The following is a 21,438-nucleotide window of genomic DNA, read 5'->3' as shown; positions in this document are numbered from 1 at the left end:
TCAGGCGATCTCGCGCGCCCGCAACAGCTCGCGCACCAGCGAGTCGGCGTCCACGCCCTGCAGCCGCGCCTGCGGGTGCAGCACGATGCGGTGGCGCAGCACGTCGGGCGCGAGTTCGACGATGTCCTCCGGCACCACGTAGTCACGCCCGCGCAGGTAGGCCAGCGCCTGTGCGGCGTGGGCCAGCGCCAGCACGGCGCGCGGCGATGCGCCGGCCTCGACCAGGTCCGGCAAGTCCGCGTCGGGCGACCGCGGCTCGCGGGTGGCGCGCACCAGATCGACGATGCTCGCGCGCAGCGATTCGGCCAGGTGCACGCGGCGTACCTGGCGCCGCGCCTGCAGCACCAGCGCGGCATCGATCACGGCCCTCGCCTGGCCCGCCGGCTCGCCGGCGCGCGCCAGGTCCAGGTCCAGGATGCGGCGCTCCTGCTCCGCGCTGGGATAGTCGAGCACGACGTGCAGCAGGAAACGGTCGAGCTGGGCCTCGGGCAACGGGTAGGTGCCGGATTGTTCCAGCGGATTCTGCGTGGCCATCACCAGGAACAGGGGCGGCAGCGCGTGACTGCGGCCGCCCACCGTGACCTGGCCTTCCTGCATGGCCTCCAGCAGCGCCGATTGCACCTTGGCCGGCGCGCGGTTGATCTCGTCGGCCAGCACGATGTCGTGGAACAGCGGACCCTCGACGAAGCGGCTGCGCCCCTCGGCCGGCAGGTACACGTCGCCGCCGGTCAGGTCGCCGGGCAGCAGGTCGGGGGTGAACTGCACGCGCTGGAAACTGGCGTGCACGGCCCGCGCCAGGGCCTTGATGGCGGTGGTCTTGGCCAGGCCCGGCAGCCCTTCCACCAGCAGGTGGCCGCCGCTGAGCAGCGCGACCACCAGGCGGTCCAGCAGCGCCTGCTGGCCGACGATGTCCTGCGCGAGCTGCTCGCGCAGGACCCCCACCGCGGCCTGGCAGGGGTCGGCGCCGCCGTTCCCCGCGGCAGCGGAGTCCAGGGGGCCGTGGGGGGTGGGGAGCGTGGCGGCTGGCTGCATCGTGGCCTCGTGGCCCGGCGGGCCCGGGGAATCCGCAATTATGCGTGTTTAAGGATATTCGCATTTGCTCACTTTCTCGGTCAAGCGGGTCAACCCTGGAGGCGCACGGCTCGGGCGCGTCGGCGATAGGATCCTGCGACCTCCTTCCCCGCTGCTTCGATGAGCCTTCCCGACATTCTTCTGGTCCTGCTGGCGCTGGGTTTCGCGTGGAGCATGGGCGCGCACTACACCGGGGCCTGCATGGGCATGCCGCATGCCAGCGGCAGCATCGGCGCGCGCGCGGCGCTGTGGACCATGGCGCCGCTGACCCTGCTCGGCGCCACCCTGCTCAGCCATGGCGTGCTGGTGCACGTCGGGCACGGCATCGTGGCCGGCGGCCGGCTGGCCACGCCGGCGGCCATCGCGGTGATCGCGGCCGCCTTCGCGCTGACCACGCTGTTCACCCAATTGCGCATTCCCACGTCGACCATCCAGATCCTGGTGTTCTGCATCGTCGGAGCGGCCGCGGCGCTGGGCCTGCACATCCATTGGGGAACGATTGCCCGCCTGGCGCTGCTGTGGGTGCTGGCGCCGGTGGCCGCCTTCGCGTTGGGCTACGCCTTCACCCGCCTGTTCGACCGCCTGCCGGGCCTGCGCGCCGGCACCCGCGCGGCGCCCGCGGTGGCGCGCGCGCTGGTGGTGGTGGGCGGCGCGGCCTCGGTGGCCATGGGCGCCAACGACGTGTCCAACGCCACCGCCGTGTTCCTGTCCACCGGACTGTGCGGCCCGCTGCTGGCCGGCTTCGTGGGCGGCCTGGGGCTGGCCGCGGGCGTGCTCACCTGGGGGCGCCCGCTGCTGCGGCGCGTGGCCTTCGACATGGTCCGGGTGGACCTGCCCATGGCGACGGCGGCGCAGCTGGTGCAGGCGCTGGTGGTGCTGACGGCGGTGGCCTTCGGCTACTTCACCTCCATGAACCAGGCGCTGATCGGCGCCATGGCGGGCACGGGCGTCGCGCGCGGGCGCGAGACCATCGACACGCGGGTGATGCTGGGCGTGGTGCGCGGATGGCTGATCGGCCCGGCGGCCGGCGCCCTGCTCGGCTACCTGCTGGCGCTGGCGAGCCGGGCCCTGTAGGCCCGCGCACGGGACGCACCCTCGCTGCTCAGCCGTGCAGGCCCAGCAGCAGCCCGCCCAGCGCCCCGGCGCCGATCAGCGCCAGCGGGTGCACCTTCCAGCGCATCACCGCCACCACGGTCAGCGCGGTCAGCGCCGCGGTCGCCCAGCCGGTGTCGGCGGCGGCGACCAGGGAGATCGCGGTGGCCAGCATCATGCCCACGGCCACATGGGACAGCGAGAAGCGCAGCAGCCCCATCAGTTCCCTGGCGCGCCCGCGCAGGCGCACGGTCAGCGCCACCAGGGTCAGCACGGCCGGAGGCACCACCAGGGCCAGCGTGGCGCCCACCGCGGCCAGCACGCCGCCGGCCTGCAGCGCCACCAGCGTGGCGTAGAGGAAATTCGGGCCGGGCGCCGCCTGCGCGATGCTGAAGGCGGCGACGAAGCCCTGGGGACTGAGCCAATGGTGCTCGACGACGACGAAGCGGTAGATCTGGGGGGTCAGCGAGACCACGCCGCCGCCCACGGCCATCATCGAGATGCCGCAGAAGTACTTGAAGATCGCCCAGGCGATCAGCAGCTGCGCCTTCATGACGCGCCGCCCACCCGGGACCGCTCGCGGCGCAGCAGCACCATGCCCACCGGGGCGAGCCCGGCGAGCACCATCCACAGCGGCAGGTGCAGCACGGTGATGCCCAGCAGGGCCAGCCCGGCCACCAGCAGGTTGCGTCCCCGCCGTGGCAGCCCGGCGGCCATGCGCAGGGCCATGACCACGATCAGCCCGGCGGCGGCGGCGGACATGCCGGCCAGCACCGAGGCCAGCAGCGGCGCGCGGCCGTGGCTCTCGTAGCCCAGGCCGAGCAGGATCACCAGCACCATCGGCCCGAGCATCATGCCGGCCAGCGCGCAAGCGCCGCCGGCGACGCCGGCGTGGCGCCAGCCGACCATCACGGCCATGTTGCAGATCGACGGGCCGGGCAGCACCTGGCCCAGCGCGAGGAGTTCGCGGAACTCCTCGGGCGAGAGCACCCGCTTGCGCTCCACCAGCACGCGGTACATCCAGGGCAGCACGCCCCCGAATCCCAGCATGGTGATGTGGGTGAACATCCAGAACAACTGGGCGCAACCCAGCGAGGGCTGGGCCGCGGGCGCGGCGGAATCGGTGTCAGGTGTCGGGTCCATGGGTGTCCTGTACGCCGCGCGGCGCAGCCGCGGCCTCCTGCCCGGCTTCGGCCAGCAGGAAGCCCCAGGGCTCGAACAGCGCGGCGCCGTGGTCGAATTCGACGCCGTCTCGCGGCGCCTGCCCTGCCCCCTCGAAGCCCGCGGGCAGGTGCCAGCGCAGCGGCTTGTCGCTGCAGTTGAATGCGCACAACACACGCCGGCCGTGCCGCTCGGATTCGCGGGTGTACGCCAGCAGCTGCTCGTGCGGCTCCAGCAGCTGCATGGTGCCGCCGTGCAGCGCGGGCTCGGCGCGGCGCCACGCCAGCAGCCGGCGGTAGAACTCGAGCAGCCCCCCGGGCGCCTGCCCCGCCACCGCGTGCGCGCGATGGCGTGAGCACAGCGGCAGCCAGGGCGTGCCCTCGCTGAAGCCGGCGCAGGGCTGCGCGGCATCCCAGGGCATCGGCGTGCGGCAGCCGTCGCGCCCCTTGAACTCCGGCCACATGGCGATGCCGTAGGGATCGCGCAAATCGCCTTCCGCGAGCTCGGCCTCCTCCAGTCCGAGTTCGTCGCCCTGGTACACGCAGGGCGTGCCGAGCAGGGTCATCTGCAAGGCCGCGGCCTGGCGCAGCAGGCGCGGGTCGGGATGCTCGCCTCCCCAGCGGCTGGCCAGCCTGGGCACGTCGTGGTTGGACAACGACCAGCAGGGCCAGCCGTCGCCGAGGATGCGCAGCAGGCGCTCGAGCATGGCGTGCAGGAAGGGGGCGTCGTGGCGCGGACCCAGCAGGTCGAAGCTGTAGGCCATGTGCAGCTTGTCGCCGCCCTGGGTGTACTCGACCATGCGCCCGATGCCGTCGTCGTCGCCGATCTCACCGACCATGGCGGTACCGGGATAGGCGTCGAGCAGGGCCCGCAGGCGCCGCAGGAAGGGCAGGTTCTCGGGGCGGCTCTTGTCGTACACGTGGCGCTGCCAGGCGTAGGGGTTGACCGCCGTCACCGCCGGGTCGCTTTCCACCGGCCAGCCGCGCGCCGGGTTCGAGCGCAGCAGGGGATCGTGGAAATAGAAGTTGGCGGTATCCAGGCGCAGGCCGTCCACTCCCTGGTCGAGCCAGAAGCGAACCGAGTCGAGCACGGCTTCCTGAACCTCCGGCTTGTGGAAGTTCAGATCGGGCTGGCTGGGGAGGAAGTTGTGCAGGTAGTACTTCTGCCGGCGCGTGTTCCATTCCCAGGCGCTGCCGCCGAACACGCTCAGCCAGTTGTTGGGCGGCGAGCCGTCCTGCAGCGGGTCGGCCCACACGTACCAGTCCGCCTTGGGGTTGAGCGCGTCGCGGCAGCTCTCGCGGAACCAGGCATGGCGGTCCGAGGTGTGGGAAAGGACCTGGTCGATCATCACCTTCAGGCCCAGCTCATGGGCGCGCGCGACCAGTTCGCGGAATTCGTCCAGGGTGCCGAACAACGGATCCACGTCGCGGTAGTCGCTGACGTCGTAGCCGTAGTCCTTCATCGGGCTGCGGAAAAACGGCGTCAGCCAGACCGCGTCCACGCCGAGCTGGGCGACATGGGGCAGGCGGCGCAGCGCGCCGCGCAGGTCGCCGATGCCGTCGGCGTTGCTGTCCTGGAAACTGCGCAGATAGATCTGGTAGATCGAGCCGACGCGCCACCAGGGCTGGGGGTCGCGGGAGGGAGCGGGGGAAGGACGCATGGCGTGGGCCTCGGGGTGCGGGTGCCGGAGCAGCGCAGCGGGTGCCTGGCTGCAGGGAGCCGATCAATTTAGCCCCAGCCGCCGCGCTCGCGCGCAGTAGCCCCACGAATTGTCAGGCCCCTCGCCCGCGTCGTGTCCCCCTCAGTTGACGTGGATATGCGCGGTCTGGATCACCTTGCGCCACTTGAACACCTCGCCGTGCAGGAAGCTGCCGAATTGCTGGCGGGTTCCGGGCTGCACGACCACGCCCATGGATTCGAGCTTGGCCTGGGTGGCGGGATCGTTCAGCGCCTGGTCGAGCAACTCGTTGAGCTTGCGCACGACCGCCGCCGGGGTCTTGGCCGGAGCCACCACGCCCCACCACACCGAGGCTTCGTAGCCGGGCAGCCCGGCCTGCGCCGCGGTGGGCACCTCGGGCAGCAGCTTCAGGCGCTGGTCGCTGGCCACGGCCAGCGCGCGCAGCTGGTGCGAGCGCAGCAGCGGCAGCGCCTCCAGCGGGTTCTGCACCATGAAGTCGATGCGCCCGCCCAGCAGGTCGGTGGTGGCCGGCGCGCCGCCCTTGTAGGGCACGTGCAGGGCCTGGATGTGGGCGTCCATCTTGAGCAGTTCGCCGGCCAGGTGCTGGGAACTGCCGTTGCCGGCCGAACCGAAGGTCAGCTTGCCCGGGTGGGCGCGCGCGTCGTCGAGCAGTTGCTTCAGGTTGTCGAAGCGCGACTTGCGCGCCACGATCACCACCAGCGGAGCCTCGCCCACCTTGCCCACGGGCGCGAAGTCCTTCAGCGGATCGAAGGGCGCGTCGGGGAACAAGGTGGCGTTGGCGGCCAGGCCGTTGGCGGCCAGCAGGATGGTGTAGCCGTCCGGCTTGGCGCGCGCCACGTAGCCGGCGCCCAGGTTGGCGCTGGCGCCGGGGCGGTCGTCGACCAGCACGGTCCGGCCGGTCTCCTTGGACATCTGCTGCGCCAGCACACGGCCGATCATGTCCACGCCTCCGCCGGGGGCGAAGGGCACGACGATGGTCAGGGTACGGTCGGGAAAGCCGGCGGCATGGGACGGAGCGCCGGCCAGGGCTCCGATCAGGCCGAGGGCCGCGGCGGCGGCGCGCCAGGGTTTGCGATGCATGCGAGTGTCTCCTGTGGGTCGAAAAACCATGCCCGTCCGCCCGCGTCCGCGGGCCGGGGCGTCATTCGGTGCGGATGGATTCCTTGCGGATCAGCGCCGCGTAGCGCGCTCGCTCGGACAGCAGCAACTGGCGGAACTGCTCGGGAGTTCCCGGATCGATCTCGCCGCCGGCGCCCAGGAGGGGGCGGCGCACCGCGGGGTCGGCCAAGGCCTGGCGCAGCGCCGCGTTCAGGCGCAGCACGGTGGGGCGAGGCGTGCCGGCGGGCGCCACCAGCCCGTACCAGACGGAAGCGGAAAAGCCGGGGTAGCCCGACTGCGCGATGGTGGGAACCCCGGGGAACACGGGTGAAGGGCGCGGGCTCATCAGCGCCAGCACGCGCATGCGCCCGCTGCGCGCCAGGTCCACCACCTCCAGGGCGTTGACGGCCACGCAGTCGACCTCGCCCGCCAGTGCGTCGGCGATGGCCGGTGCCCCGCCCTTGTAGGGAATGTGGCGAAGCCGCACATGCGCGGCGTGCTCGAACTGCAGCATCGCCAGGTGCGGCGTGGAGCCGATGCCGGGGGACGCGAAGGTCAGGCTGTCGGGCTTGCGGCGCGCGCCGCGCAGCAGATCGGCCAGGCTGCGCAGCGGCGATTCCGCGCCCACGGCGATGAGCACCGGAACGCGCCCGATCATGCCCACCGGCGCGATGTCGCGCTCGAGGTCGAAGGGTGGCGGCTGGTACAGCGAGACGTTCGCCGCCAGCGCGTTGGCCGCCAGCAGCAGCGTGCGACCGTCGGCGCGGCTTTGCAGCATGAGTTTGACCGCCAGGTTGCCCCCGGCCCCGGGGCGGTCCTCGACCACCAGCGGCTCGTGCAGCGAACGCGACAGCGCCGTGCCCACCAGGCGCGCCAGCGTATCCACCGCCCCGCCGGCGGTGTAGCCGACGATGATGCGCAGCGGCTGCTGGCCCCAGGCCTCGGGCACGACACCCGCCGCCGCCAGCGGCCAGGCCGCGCCCAGCGCGCCCAGCAGGCGGCGCCGGACCGGCGACACGCGTGCGTTGCGAAACCCGCGCCCGCTCATGGAACGGCCCTCCCCGCCACCGGCACCGCCACGCGCAGGCGCCGCATCCACGAGGCCAGCTGCACCCCCAGCACCAGGCAGCAGGCGGCCAGGAAGCCCGCGCTGATCGGCCGGTGCAGGAACACGCCCAGGTCGCCGCGCGACAGCAGCAGGGCGCGGCGAAAGTTCTCCTCCAGCAGCGGGCCCAGCACGTAGCCCAGGATGATGGGCGAGATCGGGAACTCCAGCAGCAGGAACACGGCGCCCAGCACGCCGAACACGGCCAGCTCGCCGACGTCGAACAGGCTGTTGCGTCCGCTGTACACGCCGATGCAGGTGAAGAACACCGCGGCGGGGACGAGCAGCCGGTAGGGCACCCGCAGCAGGCGCACCCAGACGCCGATCATGGGCACGTTGAGCACCAGCAGCAGCACGTTGCCGATCCAGAAACTGGCCACCAGGCCCCAGAAGATGTCGCGGTGCGCGGTGATCAGCTGCGGCCCGGGCTCGATGCCCTTGAGGATCAGCGCGCCGAGCAGCAAGGCCATCACCGCGTCCCCCGGGATGCCCAGCGTGAGGGTGGGAATGAAGTCCACCTGAGTCTTGGAATGCGAGGCGGCCTCGGGCGCGGCCACGCCTTCGATCAAGCCGGTTCCGAAGCGCTCGGGGTGGCGCGAGACCTTGCGCTCCAGGGCGTAGGCGATGAAGGTGGTGATGGTCGGCCCGGTCCCCGGAATGGCGCCGAACAGCGTGCCCACCAGGGTTCCGCGCAGCATGGGCATCAGCGAGCGCCTGAGCTCGGCACGGGTCGGGCGCATGTCGCGCATGGACATGCGCGCGTGCTCGGTCACGACCCGCTCGCGGTTCACGGTGACCAGGAAATCGGCGATGGCGAACAGCCCCATGCACAGCGCGCCGAGCTCGACGCCGTCGCTGAGCGAGGGCATGCCGAAGGTCAGGCGCAGCACGCCGGTGTTGACGTCGGTGCCGACCACGCCGCACATCATGCCGAACAGGGTCATGGCCACGCCCTTGAGCGGCGAGCCGCGCGACATGGTGGCGCCCGCGAGCAGGCCCAGCAGCATGATCGAGCTGACCTCGGCGGGGCCGAACTTGAAGGCGATGCGCACCAGGTAGGGCGACAGGAAGATCATCACCACGATCCCCACCGAGGCGGCGAAGAAGGAGGCCAGCATGGTCACGCCCAGCGCGGCTCCGCCACGCCCGGCACGGGTCATCGGGTAGCCGTCCAGGCAGGTCACCGCGTGCGGCGGATGGCTGGGCAGGTTGAGCAGGATGGCGCCGATCGCCCCGCCATACTGCGAGCCGTAGAAAATACCCGCGAGCATGAGGATGGCCGGCACCGGGGCCATCGCGTAGGTCAGCGGCAGCAGCATGGAAATGGTGGTCAGCGCGCCCAGCCCCGGCAGCACCCCCACCATGTTGCCCAGCAACACGCCGAACACCGCCCACAGCAGATGCGCGGGCTGCAGCGCGACGCCGAAGCCGTACCAGAGATCGAGCAGGCTGTGTCCCATGGGCGCGCCCTCAACCCCACTGGAAGGCGTTGAACTGCAGCTGCAGTCCGAGCCCGAACACCAGGTAGCCCAGCAGGCTGGCCGCGGCGGCCAGCAGCAGCGCCTCGCGCAGGCGGTTGGCGCGGTCGGCCAGCGCCGCCAGAAACACGCAGGCGAAGGTGGCCGGCACCATGCCGCCGTAGCGGCCGAGCACGATGAAGGCACCGATGGCCAGCAGCAGCAGGCCGGCGCCGCGCGGGTCGGCGCCGTGGCGCCGCTGCAGGTGCGGATCGCGCGGCGCCGGCCCCGGCGCGCGCCGCGCCAGCGCGCCCAGGCCCAGCAACAGGCCCACGCCGAGGGTCAGCAGGCCCAGCAGCAGGGGAAAGTAGCCCGCGCCCATGCGGGTGAGGCTGCCCACGCCGTAGACATGCCCGCTCCACGCCACCCCGGCGCCCAGCGCCAGCAGCAGCAGCGCACCAATGCGGTCTTTCGCGCGCGAGGACGCCAGGCTCATGCATGTCTCCGGGGTTTCTGGGGTTCCCGCGGTCGGGCCACGGTTGCATGAGACTGTAGGACCCCGCGGGCCCGCGGCGCATGTGGACATTACGTACCGGCCGGGCTGTGCTTGGGCGCCGCGGCCTCAGGGCGGCAGGCCCTGGGGTCCGGCACCCAGCTCGCGCATGCGGTTGGCCAGTTCCACCGCCGAGCGCACGCCCATCTTGTCGAACACCCGCGAACGGTGGACTTCCACCGTGCGCACGCTGATGTCCAGTTCGCGCGCGATCTCCTTGTTGGATTCGCCGCGGGCGATCAGGTCCAGGATCTGGCGCTCCCGCTCGGTCAGCTCGCGCAGCCGGTGCTGCAGCGCGTCATGGTGCTGCCTGGCGCGGATCACCGCCTCGCTGGCGCGCAGCGCCAGCTCGATGCGGTCCACCAGCCCGTTGTTGGAAAAGGGCTTCTCCACGAAATCGAAGGCGCCGCGCTTGAGCGCCGCCACCGCCGTGGGAACGTCACCGTGGCCGGTGAGAAAGATCACCGGCAACACCTGGCACAAGCCGCGCCGTGCCAGTTCCTCGAACAGGGCCAGGCCGCTGGTGCCGGGCATGCGGATGTCCAGCAGCAGGCAGGACGGCGCGCGCGGCCACGCCGGGTCCTGCGCCAGCGCCGCGTCGAGCATGACCTGGAAGGAGCCGGCGTCGGCATGCGCCTCGCACAGCAGGCGGCGCGAACGCAGCAGCCAGGCCAGGGCGTCGCGCACCACGGCCTCGTCGTCGACCAGATAGACCATCGCAATCCCCAGCGGGGCCTGTGCGGCGAGGACTTCAGGCATCGTGGCCCTCCTGCGATGCGGCCTGCGCGCGCCTGCGCGGCGCGGCGGTCAGCGTAAACCGGAAACGCGCTCCGGTGACGCGGCCCGTGGCGTCGAGCAGATTGTCGAAATCCAGCGAGCCGCCGTGCTGCTCGATGACCGTGCGGCACAGGCTCAGGCCCAGGCCCATGCCCTCCTCCCGCGTGGTGAAGAAGGGCGTGAAGATCTGCGCCCGCAGCTCCTCGCCCACGCCTGGCCCGCGGTCGACCACGGCGAACTCGACCAGGCCGTTGCCCAGCGGGAATACCTCGATGCGCAGCAGCGGTTCGGGCTCCTGCACGCAGGACTCCATGGCCTGGATGCCGTTGCGCGCGAGGTTGATCAGCACCTGCTCGATCATCGTGCGATCGCACAGCACGCGCGGCGCCGGCTGCGCCACGTGCACCTCCACGCGCGCGGAGCTGCGCCGCGCCTGCATGCGCACCAGCGGCAGGATGGCCTCGACCAGCAGATCCGCCTCGATGGGCAGGCGTTCGTGCTCGCGGCGGCGCACGAAGTCCTGCACGCTGCGGATGATGCGCCCGGCGCGCTCCGACTGCTCGGCAATGCGCTCCATCGCCTGCAGCAGCAACGGGGGCTCGGCCGCGCCCTGGGGATCGTTCATCAGGTTGATCGAGCCGGCGGCGAAACTGGTGATGGCCGACAGCGGCTGGTTGAGCTCGTGGCTGAGCAGCGAGGCCATCTCCCCGACGGTGGCCAGCCGGGCCGTGGCCTGCAGCCGCTCCTGCTGCAGGCGCGAGACGTCCTCGATACGGCGTTGCGCGCTCAGGTCCAGCGCGGTGCAGATCCAGCCCGTCTGCCGGCCGTCGGCGTCCAGCAAGGGCGACTCGTGGATCATCACCGGAAAGCGCCGGCCGGCGTTGGAGACGAACTCGGCCTCCTGGCCCTGCGAGCCGGGGCGCCCGCCCGGCGCCGCCGCCACCTCGGGCCAGTAGCGTTCCTCGCCGCGGCCCAGCAACTGCCCCGGCGTGTAGCCCACCATGTCGCAGAAGGCCTGGTTGACGAAGGTGACCCGGCCCTGCATGTCGCGGGCGCGCAGCCCCGCCAGCACCGAGTCCTCCATCGCCTTGCGGAAAGCCAGGGACTCGCCGAGCGCGCGTTCGGCGCGCGACCGGCGCCGCATGTCGTGCGCCAGGACCAGCACCACGCCGAACAGCAGCAGGGACAGCCCGAGCACCAGCGCGGTGCTCAGGTTGGGAATCACCCCCGGGCGCCCCGCGGCGCTGTCCACGTGCAGCTGCAGGCTGTGGCCGGGCACTCCCACCACGCGGTCGGCGACGAACACCCCCGCTCCGTGCGGGGAACCGGTACGCACGATGCGGGTGCCGTCGCCTTCGACGAAGGAGATCTCGTGGTTGCGCGCCAGATCCGGGCTCTCGACGCTCTCCAGCAAGGCGCCCAGCGAAATCGACCCGACGAGATAGCCCGTCAGATGCGCGTCGCTGACCTGCGCGGCGCACAGGTCCATCACCTCCTCGCCCAGGCCGTTGCCCAGTGGGACGAAATAGCTCTGGGAATACTGCGGCTCTCCGGCTCGGCGCGCGGCGATGCAGGCGCTTTGCGTGGCGAAGTCCAGCTGGTCGCGCGGCAGCACCGAGAACAGCGGCTTGTGCAAGGGGTTGTCGACCGCGCCGATCACCTTCAGCGAGGCGTCGCGCCGCTCCACGCGCAACAGTTCGCGCTGCGACAGCAGCAGCGCCGCGGCCTCCCTGCGCCACTCGCCCGACGGCTGCGTGGAATCGGCCAGCGCCGCCAGGCGCTGGGTGTCGATGAACAGGCGGTGGCGCAGCTGGGCGGCCAGCTCGGCGGTGATGGCGTCCACGCGCTGCTGCTGGCGCGAGGCCTGGAAATCCATGGTCAGCCACACCAGCCAGGTCTGCGCCACCGCGATCAGCGCGATCAGCATGGTCCACCACAGCCAGCGCCGGGGCGGCGCGGGCAGGCTGGGGGCGGACAGGGTGGGAGTGCTCATCGAAGCGCGGCGGCGCGTGGCGGTCCCGGCAATCTAGCAGGCCCTCGCGGCACGGGGCCCGGGATCTCGACCGGCTGCTAATGACCGGTCCCGCCGCAGTCCTTTCGGGGGCCGGGGTTGGCGCGTATGGACTGACGCAACTGCTCCAGTTCCTCGCAGATGCGCCGCGCCGGCCCGATCAGCGCGCTCCCCTGCGGCGTCGGCGCCACGCCCCGGAAGCTGCGCACCAGCAGCGGCGTACCGAATTGCGCCTCGAGCTCGTGCAGCAGCTTGCTCAGGCCCGGCTGCGACAGGCCCAGCATGCGCGCGGCGCGCCGCACGCTGCCCAGCTGGGCCGCCAGCACCAGGCCCTGCAACGCGTCGGGGCGCAGGTGCAGGCGCGCCGCGCGAGGCGCCGCGGAGCCGGCCCCGCCCTCCCCGTCGCGGACGCCCGGAAGGCTCACGGCCTGGGCGCCGCGTAGACGGCCTCGCCGGTCGTGCGCAGCACGGCACGGCGCTGCGCAGCGTCGAGGCTTTCGGTGGCCACCAGCGCGGCCTGCACCATGCGCCGGTAGGGCAGCATGGTGTTGCCCATGTCCGAGCCCCACATCACGTGGTCGGCGCCGAACACCTGCACCGCGCGCTGCACCAGGTGCTGCATCGCCTCGGGCTGGAAGTGCGCGTGTTCCAGGTTCTCGGTGGTGAATTTCCAGTACACGTTACGGGCCGAGGCCAGTGCCTCGAAGGGTGCGCCGATGCCGAAATCGGGGGCCGGACCCGCCATGGCCCAGGCCAGGTGGTCGAGCACGATCTTCGCGTGCGGGTAGCGCGCGGCGAGTTCGCCGATGTCGCGCAGGAAGCGCGGGTCCGGCGTGCGCGGATAGGGCATCAGTTCCACCACCAGGCCATGCTCGTCGGCGGCCTGCCACAGCGCCAGCATGCCCGGCGTGCGCAGCCAGGGGTAGCCGCCGTCGGGCGCGCGGTGGCCGAGCTTGCGAAAGCCCGCCACGCCGTGCTCGCGCGCCAGCCGCACCAGCTCGGCCGCCGCGCCGGGAGCCTCGGGGTTCAGGATCACCACGGGCCGCACCCGCGCCGGAAAGCGCGAGGCCACCGAGAGCAGGTAGCGGTTGTCGCCACCGTAGGCGGCGCCGTACTGGATGCCCACTCCCGCGCCCACGCCCTCGCGCTTCCAGTCGGCGAACACGCGCCGCGGCAGCGTGGGGTGCTCGGCGGCGCGCCGGGTCATCACCGCTTGGCCCATGTACGCGTGCTCGTCGTGCAGCGCAAAGTGCGCAAAGTCGTTGCTGTAGAAGTGCACCTGGGTGTCGAACAGGGCGAAGCCGGGCGCCTGCGCCGCCTGCGCGGCGGGCGCGCCCAGCGCGCCGGCCGCCAGGGCCAGCGCCGCGATCGTGTTTCGGAGTGCTTGCATGGCCGGGCTCCCGGTTCAGAAGGAATGACGCAGGCCGAGGTCGAGCCCGTTGGCGGACTGGCCGTAGCTGCCGGCGAAGGTGTTGGTGGCGTCGTGCACCCCGTAGGCGGCGGCGCTGCCGTTGGAGATGTGGCTCAGCCCGCCGTAGAGCATGGTCGACCTGGACAGCGAGTACTGATAGCCCACGCCGATCATGCTGGCGTTACTGGAGGCCACTTCCTTGTTGTCGGTATGGGAGTACGACAGGTTGAACTGCCCGCGCCCGGCCGGCACCGCGGCACCCACCATCCAGAAGCGGTTGTCCAGGCTCGCCGTGGAGGCCTTGACCGGCGTGAAGCCCGAGCCGGGAAAGCCGCTGGTGTAGGTCTGCACCATGGCGCTGAGCACGGCCACGTGCAGGTCGTAGTGGCCGAACAACTGGGTCACGTGCGTGGACGCGGTGCTGCCTACCGGGATCTTGCCCGACTCCAGCGCGGTGGCGGTGCGGTGGTCGTTGTACAGGTACGCGGCCCCCAGGTACAGCGGCCCGTGCTGGTAATGCACGCTCAGGTTGCTCAGGCTGCCGGCCTGGACGGAGCCGGCCACGGCGCCGAAGCCGTACACCAGCTGGGCGCTGAAGCCGTCGACCGTGGGCGTGGCGTATTCCACCAGCTGGGACTCGCGCAGGTAGTTGAAGGCCGACACCGCGCGGTTCAGGCTGGTGATGGACGCCGTGGTGCCGTTGCGGAAGGGGTCGATGGACACCGCGTTGGTGTACACGGGCATCAGGAAGCGCCCGGCGATCACCTTGCCGAAATGCCCTTTCACGCCCAGCAGCGAGGTGCGCTGCATGAAGCCGCCGCCGGTGCAGTAGCCGTTGGAGGGCAGGCTGGTGGCCGCGGTGCCGTTGGTGAAGTCGCCCGTGCCGCAGAAGCCCGTGGCCAGGTCGTAGATCACCGAGTTGCCGCCGCCCAGCGCCTCGGCGCCGCGAAAGCCGATCTGGTCGGGAAAATCGCTGCCCGCGGTCAGCTCGGTGAGCGAGCCGCCGGGCGTGCCGGTGGCGTGGGTGATGCCCACGTCGATGTTGCCGTACACGGTGGGGCCTTCGCCGGCACGCGCGTTCATCGCGCAGGCGGCGGCGACGGCACAGCTCAGGGCCAGCAGCTTGGGGGTCTTCATGGGGGTCTCCTCCGGGGTTCGTGATGGTTCTTCGGGGTGCACGAGGCCCGGCCCGGCCCGGCGCGAGCGCTCGGGGGGCCTGGCGCGGCGTGGGCCGCGTGCTTCAGTTCATGAGGTTGTGCCGCGTGGGCGTGGCCCAGGCCGCCAGCAGGTAGGCCACCGCGAGCAGGCCGGCGGAAATGGCCAGCGCGACGCTCAGGCCGCTGGAGGCCTTGGCGATCAGCGACACCACCACCGGCATGGAGCCGCCCAGGGCGAAGCCGATGTTCCACGACACCGCGGTGCCGCTGGAGCGGATCGACGTGGGAAAGCGCTCGTTGAGCACGATCAGCAGCGGCGCGTAGCAGAAAGTGCCCACGCCGCTGAGCAGCACCGAGTACAGGCCGATCTCGTGCAGCGAGGTGGCCTGCGCCAGCCCGTGGTACATCAGCGGGATCGCCACCAGCGACACCAGGCCGTAGACCAGCATGGCGGGCTTGCGCCCGACGATGTCGGTAAGCCAGCCCGACAGCACCGAGGAGGCGATCACGGCCAGCGCCGACAGGCTCAGGATCTGCCCCAGGTCCTTCGGCTTGACGTGGTTCACCAGCTTCATGAAGGTGGGCAGGTAGCCGGACGTCAGGTACGACAGACCGCCGCCGCAGGTGGTCAGCACGATGCACAGCAGCACCACCGGCACGAAGGCGCCCAGGCGCGCGGCGGGCGCGCTGGGCGCGGCCCGCTTCGCGTCGTCAGGCTGCGCACGCTGCAGCGCCTCCCACAGCGGCGACTCGTGCAGGCGGCTGAACACGAACAGGCCCAGCAGGGAACTGATCAGGCCGCTGAAGAACATGAAGCGCCAGCCCCACTGCGCGAAGGCGGGGCCGGGGAACAGCGCGGTCACGGCCAGGAACACCAGCGAGGCCATCAGCTTGCCCACGCCGGAGCCGCCGCCGGAGATGATGCCCGAGGCGAGCCCGCGGTGCCGCGGCGCGATGGACTCGGTGCCCAGGGTGTGGGTGGAAGCGACCATGCCGCCCATGAACACGCCCTGCACCAGGCGCAGCGCGAGAAACAGAGCCGGCGCCGCCAGGCCGATGGACTGCACCGTGGGCAGCGCGCCCATCACCGCGGTGGACAGGCCCACGCCGACGGCGGCCACCACCATGGCGCGCCGGCGCCCGCGCAGGTCGGCGAAGCGCCCGAACACCCAGCCTCCGGCCGGGCGCATGATCAAGGTGGCGGTGAAGGCGGCGTACACCCCCGCCAGCGACAGCATCTGCTGCCCGGAGGGAAAGAACACCTTGGCCAGCACGGGCGCGACGTACAGCAGGATGAACAGGTCGAACAGGTCGAAAGCCCAGCCCAGCGCGGAAAACGCGATCGCCGCGCTGACCTGGGCCTGACTGAGCGTGCTGGCCGATGCTTCGGCTCGGGATGCTTGCACGGAAGGGTCCCCCTCGTTATGTGTGGTGTGGGGCGCGCGCATGGACGCACCGCCCAGCCTGCATGCTCCGCCAGGCCGGCCCGCCATGCCAGCGGCCGGACGGACTAGCTGCTATGCATGATCTATATAAGCAGTATTACGTATCGGCGCCCCGCGCCGCAGGGCTACGATCGGCCACGGGCCATCGTGCCTGCGTGTCGCCACGACAGCAGCAGGCCCAGCGCGGCGAGCACGCTGCCCATGGCCAGGTAGCCGTCGCCCACGCGCCCGCTGGCCGAGGCCACGGCGGCGAACACCGAAGGCCCGGCGAAGGCCCCGCAGAAGGTGAAGAACAGCGTGCCTCCGGTGAGCACGCCCGCCATGCCGGGAGGCGCCAGGCGCGCCACCTCGGCCAGGTACACGCCGTTCCAGCCCGTGGCGGTGGCCCCGAACGCCACCGCCAGCAGCCACAGCGCAGGCCGCGGCCAGGCCGGAGTGAGCAGGCCCGCGAGCAGCGCGCACAGCCCCATGCCCAGCGCCAGCAGCGCCAGCATGCGCGACGGGCGGATCCAGTGGTCGCTGATCCAGCCCCAGCCGATGCGCCCGACCACGCCGGCGGCCTGCGCGCCGGCCAGCAGCAGGCCGGCGTGCACCGGGTCCATGCCCGCGCCCACGTGCGCCTGCGCCACGAGGTAGGTGGCCAGGCTGCCCTGCATGGCCGCGAAGAACAGCGTGGACAGCGCCAGCTCGCGCATCGGCCCATGGGCCCACACCATGCGCAGCGTGCGCAGCGACCCGCCGGCCCCGGCGCGCCGCCCGGCTTCGCGATGGCGATCGAAACGCGCGCGCAAGGGCTGCAGCAAGCCGCTGCACGCCACGCAGAGCAGGGCCAGCAGCGGCAAGGCGACACGCCAGCCCACGCGCTGGTCCGCGCTGGGCAGCAAGGCCCCGGCCAGCATGCCCCCCAGGGGCACGCCGGTCTGCTTGATGGAGAACACCAGGCCGCGCCAGCGCGCCGGCACCTCGTAAGCGAACAGGTGCGAGCTGGCGGGGGTGGAGGATCCGTACCCGATGCCGATCAGCACGGCGCCCACGGGCAGCAGCAGGGGCTTCGCGCTCGCCACCAGCAACAGGCCGCAGGCGACGATGCCCAGGCACCACTGCGCCGTGCGCATGGCCCCCAGCCGCAGCACGGGCAGGCCCGCGTTGATCGCCGACAGCATCGCGCCCACGTACAGCGCGCCGCTGTACAGCCCGACCGCGCTCAAGGGCAGCCCCGTGGTCGCGGCGACATCAGGGGCGATCGCCGGCACGGCCAGGGCCGCGGCCGAGGCCAGGGTCTGCACGAGCAGCATGCTCGACAGCGCCATGCCGGGGAAGGCGGATCCCGGTGATGGTTGCGGCGCGGCCGCGTGCGGACCCTGTGACGCGTTCAACCCACCAGCACCGCCTGCGCGATGGCGTCGCCCATGCCGCGGGTCGTGCCGTTTCCACCGAGATCGGGGGTCAAGGCTCGGCGCTCGGCGATCACCCGCTCCACCGCGCGCTCGATGCGAGCGGCCGCGGCCACCGCCGCGGCGTCGCCGCGGCGGCGTCCGAGCCAGTCGAGCAGCATCTTGCCGGACATGATCATGGCGTAGGGATTGGCGATGTTGCGTCCGGCGATGTCCGGCGCCGAGCCGTGCGTGGCCTGGGCCATCGCATGGGTCGGCCCCGCGCACAGCCCGGGCGCCATGCCCAGGCCGCCCACCAGGCCGGCGGCCTCGTCCGTGAGAATGTCCCCGAACATGTTCGTCGTCACCACCACATCGTAGCGCTGCGGGGTCATCACGAGGCGCATGGCGAAAGTGTCGACGATGGCCTCGTCGAAACGCACGTCCGGGAACTCGGGCGCCAGCTTGCGGCATTCCTCGACGAACATGCCGCAGCCGAGCTTGAACACCGTGTCCTTGTGCACCGCGGTCAGCTGGCCGCGCCGCGAACGCGCCAGCTCGAAGGCGGCGCGGGCCACCTTCGACGATCCGGCGCGCGTGATCACGCGCACCGAGATGGTCACGTCGTGGGTGGGGCGGAATTCGCCGCTGCCGGCGACCACGTTGCGGTCGGGCTGGAAGCCCTCGTTGTTCTCGCGCACGATCACCAGGTCCACGTCCTGGTGCACGCTGGGCAGCGTGGGATAGGACTTCACCGGGCGGATGTTGGCGAACAGGTCGAAGTGCTTGCGCAGGATCGGATGCGGGTTCGGCGCCTCGGGGACCTTGGGATAGGCCATGTGCCCGATGGGGCCGAGGATCCAGCCGTCCAGCGCGCCCAGGCGTTGCAGCGTGTCCTCCGGCAGGGTCGTGCCCAGCTGGTCATAGGCCGCGCGCCCGATGGGAATGGGCTCCCAATCGATGGGCACGCCGCTGGCCTGCGCGGCGGCCCGCAGCACCTTGACCGTCTCGGGGACGATTTCGTGACCGATGTCGTCGCCGTTCAGGATCCCGATTTTCATGTGTGCTTACCTCGTCGAATGGATGCAAAGCCTCAGGGGGAAAGGACTTCCAGGCTGCGCCCGTTGGTGGCGGGGCCGAAGGCACCGACGCTGATCACGATGGCGGCCATGGCCGCGCCGATCATCGCGAACACTCCGGGCGGGCCGAAGCCGGCGAGCAGCGCGGCGGCCCAGTAGCTGACGAAAATCGAGCTCACCCGGCTCCACGAGAAGGTGAATCCGACCGCGCGGGCCCGGATGCGCGTGGGGAACAACTCCGCGGCGTAGGGGTGGAAGATGGCGATCATCCAGTTGTTGCCCAGCGCGATCAGCGCGCCGCACAGCAGCACCACGCCCGCGCTGTGGCCGCTGGCGAAGCCCATGCCCGCGACCCCGATCAATACGGCCGTGCCCACCAGTTGCCACTTGCGCTCGATGCGCTCGGAAAAGTAGCTCGCGCAGGCCGCGCCGACGGGCGCCAGAAGCACGATCAGCGCCGTGTATTCCAGCGAATGCACGATGGTGAAGCCCTGCTTGATCAGCAACTGCGGCACGAAGGCCGTGAAGCCGAACACGGCGATGGTCTGCGCGAACTGGAAGATCGAGATCATGATCGTGCGCGGCAGGTAGAAGCCGGAGAACATCTCGCTCCAGCGGCCGGTGTTGGCCTCCGCCTCGGGCACGTCCTCCGCCGGGGGCGGCAGGGGGCGCCCGAGCTCGGCCTGCACGCGCGCCTCGATGCCGGCCACGACCCGCTCGGCCTCGTCCAGGCGGCCGTGCACCTCCAGCCAGCGCGGGGATTCGGGCAGACCCTTCTGCACGAACAGCACGACGATGCCGCTGGCAGCGCCGATGGCCACCACCCAGCGCCAGCCCTGGATGCCCAGCGGCGCATGCGGCACCAGCAGCGCGGCTAGCAGGGCCGACACCGGGATGGCCGTGAGAATGAAGATGAAGGACATGGACATGTACTGCCCGCGGCGCGCGCGCGGCACCAGCTCGGTCACGTAGCTGTCGTTGTTGATCAGCTGCATGCCCACGGCCAGGCCGGCGACGAAGCGCGCCACGTTGATCAGCACCGGGTCGCTGAGCAGCGCGATCGCGAACTGGGCGACGCTGTACACGATCATCGAGCGCGCGAAGATCGCGCGCCTGCCCGAGCTGTCCGATACGAAGCTGAACACCGAGGTGCTGATCAGCATGCCCAGGAAGAAGGAGGCCAGGAAGCTGGCGAACAGGCGCGGGTCGAACATGCTGCCCGCGCCGAACTTGTAGATGCCCGACTTGACCAGTCCGACGGCGATGAACCCAGGCATGAACAGCTCGTAGAACTCGAACCAGCCTCCAGATGCGATACGCCCGACCAGGCTGACCAGGTAGCGCGAGGGAGGCAATCGATCGATACGTGCCAGTACGTTCGGTCCCGCGCGCCGGGGCGCGCCGCTTGCAGCATTCATGGGTTCGTCTCCTGTCGTTGTAGGGGAAAAGGCTGGGCGCGGCTTCTACGTCCGCGCTGCCGCGGCGATGGCCGCGACGTCTTCCACGTGCTCGACGCTCCAGCAGGCGTCGAGCAGGCGCCGGCTGCGCGCCTGGCCGAGCACGTCCTCGCCGAGGCCGAGGAACTTGCGCTCCAGATCGGTGTTGCTCATCGGGCGGTGCTTGCTGCCGATGGCATGCTCCACGTGCAGCTCGAGCCTGCGACCGTCGTCGAATTCGATCTCGACCCGCGCTGCGTCGGCCTGCAGCCCGGGGTCGATGCTGGCGCTGACACGGCTGCGCAGCGCGACCACGGCCGGGTCGAGCACGGCGCGGTCGCTGAACTGGCGCTCGCCTCCATCGCCCTCGATCAGCGCCACCGCCGCGGCATGGAACACGCTGAACTTGCCTTCCAGTCCGCTGCGCGGCTCGGTCTTGCCGGTGAGTTCGAGCACCAGCGGGTGCACGCGCAGGCGCACCGCGCGCAGCGCCCCTGCATCGAGGCGCTCGCGTTCGCGCAACTGCAGGCAGGCGTCGATCACCGGGTGGATCACGATGCCGCAGGCGAAGGGCTTGTAGCTGTTCACCGAGATTTCGTAATGCTCGCCCAGGCCCTCGGTGATCTCGCGCGCATCGTGGCTGGCGCTGAGCACGTTGAGCCAGCCGCGCGGCGCCTCCAGCGCCTGCTCGGAGCTGGTGTAGCCGCGCGCGGCCAGCAGTGCCGCGGTCATGCCGTTCTGCGCCGCGCGCCCCGGATGGAAGCTCTTGGTCATCGAGCCGAACATCTCGCGCAGGCCCACCGGCTGGGTGGCGGCCAGGCCCAGCGCCCAGGCCATGCGCGTGGCGTCGAGCTCCAGCAGCTTGCCCACCGCGGCGGCCGCGCCGAACACGCCGGCGCTGCCGGTGATGTGCCAGCCGATGTCGTAATGCGCCGGGAACACGGCGTTTCCGATGCGGCATTCGACCTCCACGCCCAGCACCAGCGCGTGCAGGAAGTCCTCCCCACGCACCGGCTGGTGCTCGGCGAAGGCCAGCAAGGCGCTGGCTACCGGACCGGCCGGGTGGATCACCGTGCGCAGGTGGGTATCGTCGAAGTCGAACACGTGCGAGCTGATGCCGTTGAGCAGCGAGGCGAGCAAGGGATCGACGCGCTCGGAGCGGCCCAGCACGCTGGCGCGCGGCGGGCCGGAAAAGGGCCCCAACGCTTCCAGCGCGGCGTCCACCGCTTCGTGGCGCGACCCACCCACCGCGCAGCCGACCCAGTTGACGAAGGTGCGCACCGCCTCCTCGCGCACCGCGGCGGGCAGTGCTTCGGGGCGCGCCCCCACGAGGTAGGCCGCCAGCCTGGAGGTGACGGCATGGGACGGCTCGGACGGATGGGACATGGGCGGGGCCTCCTGCAGGGCATTTTGTCGATTGTCGACAATCCTACATGAACCTTGCAGCATGGTCGAGTGCCTTCACGCTACGATTCGCACACTCCCGGGAGCGCCCCGGAAGACCCCAAGGAAG

General features: G+C 71.4%; 19 protein-coding genes. 1 reads left to right on the top strand and 18 read right to left on the bottom strand.

Features of this window, described 5'->3' with window-relative positions:
- The gene (locus D466_RS0108480; RefSeq protein ID WP_018913287.1) at positions 1-1,032 is read right to left on the bottom strand and encodes a MoxR family ATPase; all 1,032 of its coding nucleotides are present in this window, start codon (positions 1,030-1,032) and stop codon (positions 1-3) included.
- A gap of 159 nt (positions 1,033-1,191) precedes the next feature.
- Here D466_RS0108480 and D466_RS0108475 point away from each other — a divergent pair, with 159 nt between their 5' ends.
- Positions 1,192-2,145, top strand: a complete 954-nt coding sequence (locus D466_RS0108475) for an inorganic phosphate transporter (RefSeq protein ID WP_018913286.1) — start codon at positions 1,192-1,194, stop codon at positions 2,143-2,145.
- Between the two features lie 28 nt (positions 2,146-2,173).
- Here D466_RS0108475 and D466_RS0108470 read toward each other — a convergent pair whose 3' ends face one another.
- From D466_RS0108470 to D466_RS0108390, 17 genes are all read right to left on the bottom strand, one after another.
- Positions 2,174-2,716, bottom strand: coding sequence for a chromate transporter (locus D466_RS0108470; RefSeq protein ID WP_018913285.1), 543 nt, complete (start codon positions 2,714-2,716; stop codon positions 2,174-2,176).
- Positions 2,713-3,306, bottom strand: a complete 594-nt coding sequence (locus D466_RS21150; protein WP_018913284.1) for a chromate transporter — start codon at positions 3,304-3,306, stop codon at positions 2,713-2,715. Before D466_RS21150 ends, D466_RS0108470 begins: the two co-directional genes overlap by 4 nt.
- A complete protein-coding gene (locus D466_RS0108460) occupies positions 3,290-4,984 on the bottom strand; it encodes an alpha-glucosidase (RefSeq protein ID WP_018913283.1) in 1,695 nt (564 codons plus the stop codon). Before D466_RS0108460 ends, D466_RS21150 begins: the two co-directional genes overlap by 17 nt.
- Positions 4,985-5,125: 141 nt before the next feature.
- Positions 5,126-6,103: a tripartite tricarboxylate transporter substrate binding protein gene (locus D466_RS0108455; RefSeq protein WP_018913282.1), complete on the bottom strand. Its 978-nt coding sequence runs from the start codon at positions 6,101-6,103 to the stop codon at positions 5,126-5,128.
- Between the two features lie 61 nt (positions 6,104-6,164).
- Complete coding sequence (locus D466_RS0108450; RefSeq protein ID WP_018913281.1) at positions 6,165-7,169, bottom strand: tripartite tricarboxylate transporter substrate binding protein; 1,005 nt, start codon at positions 7,167-7,169, stop codon at positions 6,165-6,167.
- Positions 7,166-8,686, bottom strand: a complete 1,521-nt coding sequence (locus D466_RS0108445; RefSeq protein WP_018913280.1) for a tripartite tricarboxylate transporter permease — start codon at positions 8,684-8,686, stop codon at positions 7,166-7,168. Before D466_RS0108445 ends, D466_RS0108450 begins: the two co-directional genes overlap by 4 nt.
- 10 nt (positions 8,687-8,696) lie before the next feature.
- Positions 8,697-9,179 (bottom strand): tripartite tricarboxylate transporter TctB family protein, encoded by a 483-nt coding sequence (locus D466_RS0108440; protein ID WP_018913279.1) that lies wholly within the window; start codon positions 9,177-9,179, stop codon positions 8,697-8,699.
- Between the two features lie 126 nt (positions 9,180-9,305).
- On the bottom strand, positions 9,306-9,995 hold the full coding sequence (locus D466_RS0108435; RefSeq protein WP_051083710.1) for a response regulator transcription factor: 690 nt from the start codon (positions 9,993-9,995) through the stop codon (positions 9,306-9,308).
- On the bottom strand, positions 9,988-12,006 hold the full coding sequence (locus D466_RS0108430; RefSeq protein ID WP_018913277.1) for an ATP-binding protein: 2,019 nt from the start codon (positions 12,004-12,006) through the stop codon (positions 9,988-9,990). The genes D466_RS0108435 and D466_RS0108430 overlap by 8 nt, the downstream gene beginning before the upstream one ends.
- 77 nt (positions 12,007-12,083) lie before the next feature.
- The gene (locus D466_RS0108425) at positions 12,084-12,449 is read right to left on the bottom strand and encodes a LysR family transcriptional regulator (protein WP_018913276.1); all 366 of its coding nucleotides are present in this window, start codon (positions 12,447-12,449) and stop codon (positions 12,084-12,086) included.
- A complete protein-coding gene (locus D466_RS0108420; protein WP_018913275.1) occupies positions 12,446-13,414 on the bottom strand; it encodes an amidohydrolase in 969 nt (322 codons plus the stop codon). The genes D466_RS0108425 and D466_RS0108420 overlap by 4 nt, the downstream gene beginning before the upstream one ends.
- 15 nt (positions 13,415-13,429) lie before the next feature.
- A complete protein-coding gene (locus D466_RS0108415) occupies positions 13,430-14,572 on the bottom strand; it encodes a porin (protein WP_018913274.1) in 1,143 nt (380 codons plus the stop codon).
- 103 nt (positions 14,573-14,675) lie between these two features.
- Positions 14,676-15,998 (bottom strand): MFS transporter, encoded by a 1,323-nt coding sequence (locus D466_RS0108410; RefSeq protein WP_018913273.1) that lies wholly within the window; start codon positions 15,996-15,998, stop codon positions 14,676-14,678.
- A gap of 164 nt (positions 15,999-16,162) precedes the next feature.
- Positions 16,163-17,347 carry an MFS transporter gene (locus tag D466_RS21145; protein ID WP_018913272.1) on the bottom strand — a complete coding sequence of 395 codons (1,185 nt, stop codon included), beginning with the start codon at positions 17,345-17,347 and terminating at the stop codon, positions 16,163-16,165.
- A gap of 62 nt (positions 17,348-17,409) precedes the next feature.
- A complete protein-coding gene (locus D466_RS0108400; protein ID WP_018913271.1) occupies positions 17,410-18,471 on the bottom strand; it encodes an isocitrate/isopropylmalate dehydrogenase family protein in 1,062 nt (353 codons plus the stop codon).
- A gap of 32 nt (positions 18,472-18,503) precedes the next feature.
- Entirely contained in the window at positions 18,504-19,907 is a 1,404-nt protein-coding gene (locus D466_RS0108395) for an MFS transporter (RefSeq protein ID WP_026285039.1), read from the bottom strand.
- 45 nt (positions 19,908-19,952) lie between these two features.
- The gene (locus D466_RS0108390) at positions 19,953-21,311 is read right to left on the bottom strand and encodes an MmgE/PrpD family protein (protein ID WP_018913269.1); all 1,359 of its coding nucleotides are present in this window, start codon (positions 21,309-21,311) and stop codon (positions 19,953-19,955) included.
- Positions 21,312-21,438: the final 127 nt, after the last annotated feature.

Origin of the sequence: Thiomonas sp. FB-6 (assembly GCF_000377645.1) — a bacterium.
Classification (GTDB): domain Bacteria; phylum Pseudomonadota; class Gammaproteobacteria; order Burkholderiales; family Burkholderiaceae_C; genus Thiomonas_A.
The sequence above is the reverse complement of the archived record's forward strand: the minus strand, read 5'-3'. Positions and strand labels throughout refer to the sequence as shown.